Source organism: Flavobacterium crocinum (genome assembly GCF_003122385.1).
Classification (GTDB): Bacteria; Bacteroidota; Bacteroidia; order Flavobacteriales; family Flavobacteriaceae; genus Flavobacterium; species Flavobacterium crocinum.
Window position 1 is genome coordinate 3168074 of sequence record NZ_CP029255.1, and the last position, 12172, is coordinate 3180245.

General features: G+C 33.5%; 14 protein-coding genes. 4 read left to right on the forward strand and 10 right to left on the reverse strand.

Going from position 1 to position 12172, the window contains the following annotated elements; translation table 11 throughout:
* Positions 1–14 precede the first annotated feature (14 nt).
* Positions 15–386, reverse strand: coding sequence for a ribosome silencing factor (gene rsfS, locus HYN56_RS14220; protein ID WP_007809313.1), 372 nt, complete (start codon positions 384–386; stop codon positions 15–17).
* 94 nt (positions 387–480) lie between these two features.
* Between rsfS and HYN56_RS14225 the strand changes: the two genes are divergently transcribed.
* Positions 481–1209 (forward strand): biotin--[acetyl-CoA-carboxylase] ligase, encoded by a 729-nt coding sequence (locus HYN56_RS14225; protein WP_109192784.1) that lies wholly within the window; start codon positions 481–483, stop codon positions 1207–1209.
* A 273-nt stretch (positions 1210–1482) separates the two neighbouring features.
* Here the strand turns inward: HYN56_RS14225 and HYN56_RS14230 are convergent, their stop codons facing one another.
* Positions 1483–1875 carry an orotate phosphoribosyltransferase gene (locus HYN56_RS14230; protein WP_109192785.1) on the reverse strand — a complete coding sequence of 131 codons (393 nt, stop codon included), beginning with the start codon at positions 1873–1875 and terminating at the stop codon, positions 1483–1485.
* A 174-nt stretch (positions 1876–2049) separates the two neighbouring features.
* Positions 2050–2694, reverse strand: coding sequence for an orotate phosphoribosyltransferase (pyrE, locus tag HYN56_RS14235; protein WP_071637185.1), 645 nt, complete (start codon positions 2692–2694; stop codon positions 2050–2052).
* A 7-nt stretch (positions 2695–2701) separates the two neighbouring features.
* On the opposite strand from pyrE, the gene HYN56_RS14240 reads away from it, so the two are divergent.
* Entirely contained in the window at positions 2702–3340 is a 639-nt protein-coding gene (locus HYN56_RS14240; RefSeq protein ID WP_109192786.1) for an NUDIX hydrolase, read from the forward strand.
* A gap of 216 nt (positions 3341–3556) precedes the next feature.
* On the opposite strand, the gene HYN56_RS14245 is transcribed toward HYN56_RS14240, so the two are convergent.
* The 4 genes from HYN56_RS14245 to HYN56_RS14265 form a co-directional block, all read right to left on the reverse strand.
* Positions 3557–4300, reverse strand: a complete 744-nt coding sequence (locus tag HYN56_RS14245) for a DUF6882 domain-containing protein (RefSeq protein WP_109192787.1) — start codon at positions 4298–4300, stop codon at positions 3557–3559.
* Between the two features lie 102 nt (positions 4301–4402).
* Positions 4403–5098 (reverse strand): HNH endonuclease, encoded by a 696-nt coding sequence (locus HYN56_RS14250; protein ID WP_109192788.1) that lies wholly within the window; start codon positions 5096–5098, stop codon positions 4403–4405.
* A gap of 262 nt (positions 5099–5360) precedes the next feature.
* Entirely contained in the window at positions 5361–5771 is a 411-nt protein-coding gene (locus tag HYN56_RS14260) for a hypothetical protein (protein ID WP_109192790.1), read from the reverse strand.
* Between the two features lie 151 nt (positions 5772–5922).
* Complete coding sequence (locus tag HYN56_RS14265) at positions 5923–7650, reverse strand: M14 family metallopeptidase (RefSeq protein WP_109194809.1); 1728 nt, start codon at positions 7648–7650, stop codon at positions 5923–5925.
* Positions 7651–7856: 206 nt separating this feature from the next.
* On the opposite strand from HYN56_RS14265, the gene HYN56_RS14270 reads away from it, so the two are divergent.
* Together HYN56_RS14270 and HYN56_RS14275 are read left to right on the forward strand one after the other, a co-directional pair.
* A complete protein-coding gene (locus HYN56_RS14270; protein ID WP_109192791.1) occupies positions 7857–9221 on the forward strand; it encodes a DEAD/DEAH box helicase in 1365 nt (454 codons plus the stop codon).
* A 219-nt stretch (positions 9222–9440) separates the two neighbouring features.
* Complete coding sequence (locus tag HYN56_RS14275) at positions 9441–9884, forward strand: hypothetical protein (protein WP_109192792.1); 444 nt, start codon at positions 9441–9443, stop codon at positions 9882–9884.
* A gap of 275 nt (positions 9885–10159) precedes the next feature.
* Here HYN56_RS14275 and HYN56_RS14280 read toward each other — a convergent pair whose 3' ends face one another.
* The 3 genes from HYN56_RS14280 to HYN56_RS14290 form a co-directional block, all read right to left on the reverse strand.
* A complete protein-coding gene (locus HYN56_RS14280) occupies positions 10160–10738 on the reverse strand; it encodes a PhnA domain-containing protein (protein ID WP_109192793.1) in 579 nt (192 codons plus the stop codon).
* Between the two features lie 148 nt (positions 10739–10886).
* Entirely contained in the window at positions 10887–11348 is a 462-nt protein-coding gene (coaD, locus tag HYN56_RS14285; RefSeq protein WP_091491061.1) for a pantetheine-phosphate adenylyltransferase, read from the reverse strand.
* An 89-nt stretch (positions 11349–11437) separates the two neighbouring features.
* The gene (locus HYN56_RS14290) at positions 11438–12130 is read right to left on the reverse strand and encodes a DUF421 domain-containing protein (RefSeq protein ID WP_109192794.1); all 693 of its coding nucleotides are present in this window, start codon (positions 12128–12130) and stop codon (positions 11438–11440) included.
* Between the last annotated feature and the right edge of the window lie 42 nt (positions 12131–12172).

Sequence of the window (12172 nt, forward strand, 5' to 3'; positions counted from 1 at the left end):
TAGTGAAAGTTTCTTTAGTATTTGTTTTCGATTGTAGTGATCTTGGCATCGCCCCAAAGGCTTTCGATGTTGTAATACTCGCGAATATGTTTCTGGAAAACGTGTACCACAATGTGTACATAATCCATTAAAACCCATTCTGCATTATCTGTACCTTCTACGTGCCAAGGTTTATCTTTTAAGTCTTTTGATACTGTTTTTTGAATTGAGTTTACGATGGCGTTAACTTGGGTGTTGGAACTACCGTTGCAAATTACAAAATAGTCGCATACAGCTGTATCTATTTCTCTTAAGTCAAGAATATCGATATCATTTCCTTTTACTTCCTCAATCCCTTTGATTATGTTCGCCAGTAGAACATCATTATTAATCGTCTTTTTCGCCATGAATTATTTTATATGTGAATTTGTAAAGTTACCAAATTTTGTGATTATTTTTGAACCTTAACAAAATATTAAATTAAGATATTTAAATTATTTAATGAGACTAATCAAACTCGATGCCATAGATTCGACAAATGACTTCTTAAAAGCCTTATCAAGTCAGGATGAACTGGAGAATTTTACAACGGTAACAGCTGAAAATCAGACAAAAGGCAAGGGACAAGTTGGAGGTGTATGGAAGTCTGAAGCCGGTAAGAACTTAACTATGAGCGTTTTGGTTAAAGATTTTCTGTTTAATAACGATGACGTTTTTAATTTGAGTATTGCTGTTTCTCTGGCTGTTTCAGAGGTTTTAAAAATGTTAAATATTCCTGATATTTGTATTAAATGGCCAAACGACATTCTGTCATACAATAAGAAAATAGTTGGCATACTTATCGAAAACACTATCAAAAGTGATGGCAGAATAGTGTCAGTTGTCGGAATCGGAATTAATGTCAATCAAACTGATTTTAACGAATTGCCAACAGCTTCTTCTATGTCAGTAATTTCAGGTCAATCTTTCGATAAAGAAGAGTTGACAGTTTTAATCGTAGAAAAGTTAAAAGAGAAAATTCAATTGTGGAATACCTCAGAAAAAACTTTTTGGGACGATTATTTTAATTTTCTATTTAAAAAAGGAATTCCAACAGCGTTTAGAGATAATAGTAACCGGGATTTTATGGGAATTATTCAGGGCGTTTCTCCAATAGGAAAACTACAGGTTTTGCTAGAAAATGATTCGATTGCCGAATTTGAGATTAAGGAAGTTAAAATGCTTTACTAAGATGCTAAGGTTCTGAGGTGCTAAGATGCTAAGCTTTTTTTTGCCACAAAGGCGCTAAGACGCAAAGTTTATGATAAAATTAATCTGCTTAAATCTTTTTAAATCTGCGTGAAAAAATCTGCGAGTTTACGGAAAAAAATCTGCTCAATCAGCCAAATCTGCGTGAGATATAAAAAAACTTTGTGCCATAGTGCCTTCGTGGCAAAAACAAAAAAAAGCCTGATCGTTAAATCAGACTTTCATTTATAATTCACCATTAATAATTCACCATTATTAAAGTTTGTTCATATTGTTTGCTAAAGTTTCAATAAACTTACTGATAGGACCTTTAACCATCATGGCCATCATAGCATTGAATTCTCCTTCAAAGAACAACTGAACCGCACTTTCTGACTCAGAAACAGTATCAATATTTGAAGTTAGTGTAAACGGAAGTTTATCACTTGCAGCACCCAAAACGATTTTGTTTGGAGCCACTTTATCTTTCATTTTCAATTTGATTTCCGGCATGCCTTTTAATCCAAAAATAAAAGCATCTTCGCCAGTCACTTCAAATTTAGCGATGTTATCCGGCATTAGTTTTTCGAAATTCTTAACATCAGTCAGTTGGTCGAATAAATCCTGAGCTGATTTCTGAACAGTAACTTTTGGACTTTCTAAGTTCATATTGTTTTTTGTTTTTTTATTTTTTACCGCAAATGTTTTACCGCAAATGTTTTTTTACCGCAAAGGACGCAAGGTCTTTTTTTGTTTTACTTTGACTTTATTTAAGTTCGCAAAGCTGAAACTTTGAAATAAATTCCAAAATAAGAGCAGTGCTACTTTTAGAAAATCTAAAATCTATTCCTGTCCCCACGTTGATGGACTTTCGTTCCATTCCAGTAAAGTCGATTGCTGATCTTCTGTAATGTATTGTTTTTGAACTGCTAAGTCTAATAAGTTTTCGTAGTTGCTTAAAGTAAATAAATCAATATTCGCTTCTTTAAAATTTTCTTCAGCAACACCAAAACCGTAAGTAAAGATTGCTGCCATTCCTTTAATATTTGCACCTTCACTTCTTAAAGCTTCAACAGCCATCAAACTGCTTTTTCCAGTACTAATTAAATCTTCAACAACAACAACATTTTGTCCTTTTTGTAAAAAACCTTCTACTTGGTTTTGTCTACCATGTTTTTTTGGCTCTGGACGTACATATACGAACGGAAGACCTAAACTTTCGGCAACCAAAATTCCAACTCCAATGGCTCCGGTAGCAACGCCGGCGATTACATCAGGTTTTCCAAATTGTTTTTCGATGTTTTTGGCAAATTCATCACGAACATAGTTTCTGATGCTCGGAAATGAAAGAATTAACCTATTATCACAGTAAATAGGAGATTTCCAACCAGAAGCCCATGTAAAAGGATTTTCGGGATTCAATTTAATTGCATTTATTTGCAAAAGCAATTCGGCTGTTTTTTCGGCAGTATCTTTATTAAAAATCATAGTACAAATGTATAAAGTTTTTGTAAACGACAAACCACTTTTTTTGACAAATGAAATCTCAAAGGAAACAGATTTTCAATTGTTCTTGTTGGAGAGTATTGATATCGAACAGCTTATCATAAAAATTTTTCAGAATAAAATTCAAAAAGCGATTCTATATCATCCAGATGAAAGTGAAATAATGAAAACCCTAAAAGCCAAAATTCCTGTGAATAAAGCGGGCGGAGGCTTTGTCTATAATAAGAAAGGTGAGGTTCTGTTTATCTTTAGAAACGGAAAATGGGACTTACCTAAAGGCGGAATAGAGAAGGGAGAAGACATTGAAACGACCGCTATGCGCGAAGTCGAAGAAGAAACCGGAGTTAATCAGTTAAGGATAACCAATAAACTTCAGAAAACCTATCATATCTTTAAACGTAACGGAAAATACAAACTCAAAATCACGCATTGGTTCGAAATGTTCTCAGATTTTGAAGGAACACCACACGGACAATTAGAAGAAGGAATCGAAAAAGTAGCCTGGTTAAACCCGGAACAAATCAAAGAAGCACTTAAAAACTCCTACGAAAACATCAAATTATTATTCGAAGAAGATAAAAGCGTTCCGGTAGATTTCAAGACCAAAAAAGAAAACTTAGAATCTTAAAAAAAACTTAGAACCTTAGCATCTCAGAATCTCAGTATCTCAGTATCTTAGATTAGGGCGTGCCACCAATAAAAAAAAGACCCAATCAACTTTGCGTTCATTGGGTCTTTTTTTTATTGCTGTCGGGCTTTCGCCGCTACTTCGGTAGCTTGGCTCTATCCCTCACGCGGGCAATCGGTTTCAAAAGAACTTTTTAGATTATTTAGTCATTCTAATTTAAGAGTTATTACCACTTAGATTTGTCAAAAGATTATCTTCATTAAAAACGGCATTAATAATATTTCCGTTTTTTTCTGCTTTAACTTCATTTCCGTTTGAAGTCAGTTCGTAACCTTTTTGAGATAAATAATTGGTAAAAGCATTTTTGTGATTCTGAATCTCAAATGTTGAAATCAGTTCCGGAAAAACCGTTAAAATTCTGGAGAATTCTTCGCTTTCAACTTTATCAATTATATCAGATTTAATGGTAACGACCATCGTTCCCTGACCGTAATTGCCGAGATAATAACCGCTTCCGTCAAACATTTCAGTAGCAATCATTCCAATTAAATGTAAATCGTTAGGTACGGCGTCAAATTTACCAACGGTCAGTAAATCGATATTATTTTCTTCGCCGTATTGTTTTAATATAAGCGCCTGTTTCATAACAGATTCTGCATAACCACCCGCTTTATTTTCCCAAAGCCAAAGCCAGGTTTCAGAAGAATGCGAAAAAGATCCTAAAACCTGCATTGGAAATGTAAGATTCTCTCCAAAAGTTATTTCTTCACTGTCCATATTCACATTCCAGGAAAGTCCGCCGGTTACATCATAAAGATTTCTTTGTTTTTCTAAAGCCAAAGCGCCATATTTTTCTAAAAAATCATTCTCAGAAGTAAAGTGTTTGCTGTTATTTTGTTGATTAGTAGTTGAAGCTGTATTTTCTTCTTTCTTTTTAAAAAGATTGTTGAATAGTCCCATTTTGTTATGATTTTTTAGAATTTTAAAATTGATGTTTTCAAATATAAGACTTTTGAAATAAGTGAGAAAAATAGTAGTTAAATATAAAAGTTGTATAACAGACTATTTTTTAAAAATGAACTCCTGATGCCATTTCAAATATTCAATTTTAGGAGAATTTTGTAATGGTTTTCTAAAAGAAAGATCTGAAGTATGACATTTTACACTTTGTTTTAGTTTTTTAGAAACCAGAACATCGTTTTCGTTTAGGGTTATAAAACCTTTATCAAAGAGCTTATCATGCATAATGCACAAAAGAATACAATTTTCTAACTCTAAACGTTTTGTTTTGTCAACACTCCAGGGAACAATATGACTCGCAATTAATAATTCGGGTTGATCAATTTCGCAAAAAGCACATTTATGATTGTAATTTTCCAGCAAATATTCTTTTAAAACATCCTGATATACTCTTACTTTAACCGTTGCATTTTTGTCAGTATCCTTTTTATTCGGATTTATTGGTTTTCTTTCAATCAGATTTTTAGCTTCACGTATGGTTTCGATAAAATTTTCAATAAGTTGTCTTGCCTTTTCATCTAAAACCGAAATGTTATCGTAGTTTTTACCAAGCAAACCTTTGTGTTCGTTTCTGATATTAAAATGATGCAGAATATCCATCGTAACATATCCGCCTCCGTTTGCGTTTGCAGGAATACCCAAAATCTCCCTTTGTATGGATCTGTGGCTTTGTTTGTTGACCAAATAAGCATACAAAACTTTAAAGAGGGTATAATCGTCAATATTTTTATTTCTCATTATCCGGGTTTGATTGTTACTGAAGTTTTCAAATATATGATTTTTGGAATAAGTAAGAAAAGTATTAAGTGTAATTTGTTTTGCTTTTGGATAAAAAATGAATTGCGTCCAGCTTTAGCTGGATGATAAAATTTTAAGAAAGAAAAAGGCTTTAGCCAAATCTGTGAAAGTTTGGCTAAAGCCTTTTTCAATTCGTACTTTGTTCCCCTGGCTAAAGCCAGGGGCTATTGAAATTACTTTGAGATTTGTTAGAAACAAGATTTTATTTAAGCTCATTGTAATTTTCTATAAAACTAGAAAGTCTTGTTTCGTCGATTGAAAAATCTTCTTTAATGATATTATATTTAGCGAAGACAAAAATTAAATCATTTCGTCCTATAATTTTTTTGTTTGAAAATTGTTTCCCGGATGGAAGGAAAGTTATAATACTAGAGAATTTTCCATCTCCAATGGAAGTAATTTCACCTTTTATAATTTCTTTATTGCTTAAGTTTAAAATTATAAAGTTATTTCCCTCTTTGGTATAATTGTATGCGTGTTTATTATTTAAAACAATTTTATTCGTTTCAAAAGCAATGGCTTGTATTATTTGTTCTTCATTTTTTTGAGCAAATAATGTACTGTTAGAAAATATAATCGTTAGAAAAAGAATGATAAGTTTTAGAATTTTCATAATTGGTTTTTATTAGATCGTATTTTGTTTTAGTTAATTTTCGAGAAAGTTCGGCACACAAAGCTTTGCGTTCTTATCAGAAGCCAAACCCAATCAAATCCAAAAAAATCTTAGCGTTCTTTGCGTTAAAAAATATGCGCTATCAAAAAAACTAAAGCAATCGATAAACAGGATACTGCATATGCGCCTTTTCATAATAAACAGAATGTTTGTAAATCCAATCCAACTGCGCTTCGGCGTTTGTCGCGAAAGCAGAATCATTTTGTTTTTTAGCTTCTAATTCTGCTTTCAAAGATGGGTTTTCTTTTAAAAGTTGTCCAGCCGTATCTTCAAAAATATATTCAGAATAATGTTCTTTTTGCTGTAAAATAGGATCGAAGAAATTCCAGTTAAAAAACGAATCAACGCCTTCTGGTTCAAAAGCTTCTAGAAGATATTTTACACCTTTTTGGTTGGTTGGAATAATGTAATCTCCTTTGGCGAAAGCCATTTTAATGATTTTAGACGTTACTGTTGTATTTCTATGTAAATAATGTCCTTCGTATGCAGACGGAACCGTTTTAAAATCCGCAATTCTGTAGCTTTCAACTTCTATAATGGTGTCGTTTTTAATTTGTTTAAGCGAGATATTATTGTTTTTCAAAAGCTCAATAATATTCCAATAACCTCTTGGAATAATATACGCCGTTGGAATCACCACTTCTTTAGCCGATTTAAATTCTTTAATGTACGGAACGTCTTTTTTATAAGGTTTTGTTCTGTCATAATACAAACGATTTCCGGTTGTAGCTTCGCTTTTTTTGTAACCTGCTTCATATCCTAAAAACGAAAAAGTAGTTGCTTTTGTACTGTCTAATTCCCATTTTAAAGTATAGGATTTTTTAGGCTGATACTGCTCTAAATTCTTTACTCTTAAATCCTTTAGCTTTTGGTAATTCGAATCGGTAAAATCCAAAGTCGATTTCATGTATTCATAAGTCATTTTTACACGTTCGGCATATTTTTTCAGCATGTGGGTTTCAACTACAAAACCAATCGTATTAAACAGCGAAGTATAACCCGTTGTATATCGTGGACTGTCTACAAACTGACCGAAACCTTTGTCGGGAGTATCTTTAAACGAATCGACATAAGGTGTAGTTTCAATTTTCTTTTTCTGAAGATCTTTTACCAAAGCTGGCATCATTTCGTTATTCATAAAATCGCCTAAAACTTTCCCTAGTTTATTGTGCTCTGTCATGATATAAGTCAGTTTGTATTGGTAATCAGAACCATTACTCACATGATTGTCAATAAAAACATCAGCATTTATTTTTTGGAAAATCTCAATAAAACTTTTAGTATTTCGCGTATCCGATTTCATCATATCACGATTCAAATCATAGTTTCTCGCATTTCCTCTAAAACCATAAATTTCTGGACCGTCCTGATTGGCGCGCGTTGTCGAATTTCGGTTTAAAGCCCCGCCAATATTGTAGACAGGAATCGTAACCAAAACAGTGTTTTTTGGCGCTTTCATTTTCCCTGTCACTAAATCTCTGTAAAATTGCATTGTAGCGTCGATTCCATCTGGTTCTCCTGCGTGGATTCCGTTATTTACAAATAGAACCGCTTTGGTTTCCTGAATTTTGTCAAAATCGAATTCCTTATCAGGATTAAAGGTAATCATGTGCAAAGGTTCGCCGGAATCCGTCAGTCCCATTTCTTTTATTTGAATCGTCGGAAAATCATTCGCCAGCATTTTCCAATAAGCAATCGTTTCCTGATAAGAAGCCGATTGATTACCATTTCCTTTCTCAAAAAACGTATCGTATTTTTTATTGTTTTGCGCAGTAATAGTTATAGTTAGAAGTGAGAAGAGAAATGTAAAAAGTTTCATGGTTTTGGTTTTTAAAGGAATCAAATATAGAGAAATTTAGATTTAAAAAGTTAGCCACGAATTTCACGAATTAACACGAATTGATTAGTGGAAATTTGTGCAATTTGTGGCAAAAAACATTTTCTCGCGACTGAAAACTGTAACTGTGACTGTAAACTGAATACTAAAAACTCTACACTGCCAACTATTTTATCTACTTTTGCAAAATGAACAAAAAACACCATTCCAACGATATACTTTCCAATTTAGGAATCGAAAACCTAAACGAAATGCAGGAAACTGCAAAAGAGGTCATTCTTCACGATAATAACACTTTATTGCTTTCTCCAACAGGATCTGGAAAAACACTGGCGTTTTTGCTTCCTGTTTTGGAATTATTGCAGCCTGAGATTTTATCGGTACAGTGTTTAATTTTGGTTCCGTCACGTGAATTGGGGCTTCAGATTGAGCAGGTTTGGAAAAAAATGGGAACGCCATACAAAGTCAATATTTGTTACGGCGGACATTCAATTGACACTGAAATTAAAAATTTAAGCAATCCTCCCGCAGTTTTAATTGGAACACCTGGAAGAATTGCAGATCATATTGACAGAGAAACTTTCAGAACAGATAAAATTCAGACTTTGATTTTAGATGAGTTTGATAAATCGCTTCAATTGGGATTTCATGAGCAGATGTCTTTTATCATCGGGAGATTACCGAAAGTCAATAAAAGAGTTTTAGTTTCTGCTACATCCGATATTGAGATTCCGAAATACACCAAAGTTGTAAATCCGACTGTTTTAGATTTTATTCCAGAAGAAGAGGAAAAAGAAAACCTTTCGATGAAAATGGTGCTTTCGCCAGCTAAAGATAAATTACAGAGTTTGTTCAATTTAATTTGTTCATTGAAATCAGAATCGGCTATTATTTTCTGTAACCATCGTGATGCTGCAGAGCGTATTAGTGATACTTTAAACGAAAAAGGAATCTATTCTGTGTATTATCATGGTGGTATGGATCAGGAAGAGCGGGAGCGTGCTTTAATTCAGTTTAGAAACGGAAGTGTAACCTATTTAGTGACAACCGATTTGGCAGCCAGAGGTTTGGATATTCCGGAAATGAAACACGTTATTCATTATCACTTACCTTTAAAAGAAGACGAATTTACGCATAGAAACGGACGTACAGCTCGTATGCAGGCAACGGGAACTGCATATATTATCATTCATGAAAGTGAAAAACAATTGGACTACATTGATTATGAAATGGATGTTTTGGATGTTGAAGGAAATATTTCGCTGCCAAAACCACCACAATTTCAGACTATCTACATCAGTGGCGGGAAGAAAACAAAACTGAATAAATTCGATATTGTTGGTTTCTTTTCTCAAAAAGGAAAACTGGAAAAAGACGATTTAGGTTTAATTGAAGTAAAAGATTTTGTTTCGTTTGCGGCAGTTAAATACAATAAAGTAAAAGACCTTTTGAAAAATATCAAGGACGAAAAGATGAAAGGCAAGAAGTTTAAAATTGAAGTTGCCCGAAATGTCATCAAAAAAGTAGAAGAAGAGAAAAGAGCTAAGTATTGATTTTAGATAATTAAGAGGATAGATACGAGAAGCAAGATGTAGTATGAAGATTGGAATTTGTAATTTTAATTTTTGTTGTTTATTTTATTGTATTTCAATAGTTTAGAGTTGTGTGGCTAAGTTTTACAATTTTATGTTAAAAAAATAACGAATTGATAGGTGTTTTTTCAATATTTCTATGTTTTTTTGTGTTCGTAAAATTGTAACCCCAAATACTATATGAAAAAGATTATTACTCTTGCCGCATTGTTTTTTACTTTTATTTCGTTTGCACAGGTTAAGGTACTAGAAACAGTTCCTGTAGAAAAATTAGGAAAAGTAAATAATAATTACATTCAGAAAATTGGTGACGAATACACTGTGTATTACACTATCGTTCAAAGTGATGATGATTCGACTTTGAGAAAATTTTCATTCAAAAACATCGATAATGCTTATAACTCTTTATACAACATTATCATGGGCGGATTTACAGCTTCTCCGTTGTACGATATCAAATTAGAGTTACCTAACAACTACATTTGGTTACACTACACAGGAAATGTTGTTCCGGACAAGGCTACAGTTCAGTTTATGGTTTCTGGTAAAGAAAGAGATGCTGCAACAAACAACGTTTCTGAGCCATTCGTAAAAGATCAAATCAATAAATTATTCCAAAAATAATTTTCTAAGAGAATAATATTTAAAAAGCCCGTTCATAAACTGAACGGGCTTTTTTTGTGTTTCAAGTCTCAGGTTTTAAGTTGATAAACTTTGTCTTTAAATTTTACCGCAAAGGGCGCTAAGTTTTTTTATTTGTGAGGCTTTTAAAAAGCGCAAAGTTCGCAAAGCTTTGCGCTAACAAAACCCTTGCGAACTTCGCGTAAATCTTTGCGTGCTTTGCGGTTAAGACTAAAATCTTAGAATCTTAGTAACTTAGAACCTCAGCATCTTTTAAATTAAATCTTTTTCACATACTGTGTAATAATCACAATTTGCTGTCCATCAACTTTTCCCTCAATATATTCAGCGTTTTCGTGGTCTAAACGAATGTTTCTCACAGCGGTTCCTTGTTTGGCAACCATGCTCGATCCTTTTACTTTAAGATCTTTGATTAAAACAACAGAATCTCCGTGTTGTAGTACTACGCCGTTACTGTCACGGTGAACCAGTTTATTTTCGTCATCTTCACCTTCTCCGGTTGCTTTTGCCCATTCGAGAATATCTTCTTCCAGATACATCATGTCTAATAATTCCTGAGGCCATCCGGCAGCGCGCATACGGCTTAACATTCTCCAGGCCACAACCTGAACCGGAATATTTTCGTTCCACATGCTGTCATTAAGGCATCTCCAGTGATTTAAATCGACGTTGTCCGGATTTTCAATTTGGTCAATACAGGTATTACAGGCTAATATAGCTTCATCAATTCCGCCTTTTTTTGTTGGCAGTACCTGATAAACTTTTAAATTCTCTTCAGCACCACAAAGCTCGCATTTACCGCCACTTCGTTTGCTCAATTCTCTTTCGATACTCATTTTTTGGTGTTTATTTTAAAAATGCGAAATTACTTATAATTTACTTCGCTTGCAAGTTTATGCTCAGGTTTAAAAATTATTGGAACCGTTGGATAATTGTAATTTTTTGAAGCACAAATCTATGTATTTCAAGAACCTTTTTTTTAGGTTATTTTTCTTTTACTCTAACGGCTTTCGGAACCAATTGTTCATATTCTCCTCCATGACGCAATACATCACGGACAATGCTTGAACTGATAAAAGAGGTACTTGCAGCAGTCAACAAGAAAACGGTTTCTATTTTCGAGAGTTTTCTGTTGGTGTGTGCAATGGCTTTTTCGAATTCGAAATCAGCCGGGTTGCGAAGACCTCTTAAAATGAAATTGGCTTTTTCTTTTTTAGCTAAATCAATTGTTAATCCTTCATAAGTAATCACCGAAACTTTTGGTTCGTCTTTGAAAGTTTCTTCAATAAAACGTTTTCTTTCTTCTAATGAAAACATGTATTTTTTTTCGGCATTGACACCAATTGCAATTACAATTTCATCAAATAAAGGAATTCCTCTTTTGATAATGTCTTCGTGTCCAAGTGTAATAGGGTCAAATGATCCCGGGAATATAGCTTTTCGCATTTTATTTTCTTTTTAAGGTTCAAAGCTACAAAGACGCAAAGGCGCAAAGTTTTTAGAAATTAATCGAAGCTTTGTTTGAGGTTTATATGTTAGGTTATTCTTTTGGTGTTGATTGCTTCTACCCATTCATCTTTTTTGCAGATTTCACAGTTTGCTGTTCCTATTGTTACTTCTTGCGTATGACCACAGAAAGAACAGGCATAGATTCCATCAGCGGGAATAAATTTGCTTTTTGCGTTAAATAAGGAAGGTAAAATGGGTAAGCCGTGTTTTACTTTTTCGTCCGGATAATAAAAGACACTGATTTCGCCGCTGGTTTCTATAAAAGCGTGTTTTACCTGTCCTAAATGCTCAATTGATTTGATACGCAGTTCTGCAAAAAACTCATCTTGTGCTAAGCTTTCTTTCCTAAAACTGGATATTGAGAATTTCCCATCATTAATTAAACATTCGGTCTTGCCTTCTATAAATTCTTCAAACTTTTTGCTTTTGCCTGTCAGCCAGGTTACGGTTCTGTACAAAATAATAATTACTGTAAAAACAATGGCAGCAGGGACTATCCCGACATCTTCATAAAACATTGGATCGCCCGCAGCAGAGCCTAATGCAATAATAATTACAGTTTCAAAAATTGACAATTGTTTGACACCTCTTTTTCCTGCCAGTTTTAAAGTCAGTAATAAAATCGTAAACATTACTGTTGAACGGAATATTACTTCCAGAATAAACGTTTCCGGTAAGCTGTTAAAAAAGAGTCTGTCCCATTCAAAGATTTGTTTCATTTTTTTTCTTTAGAGGTTCAAAAGTGCAGAGTTACAAAGGTT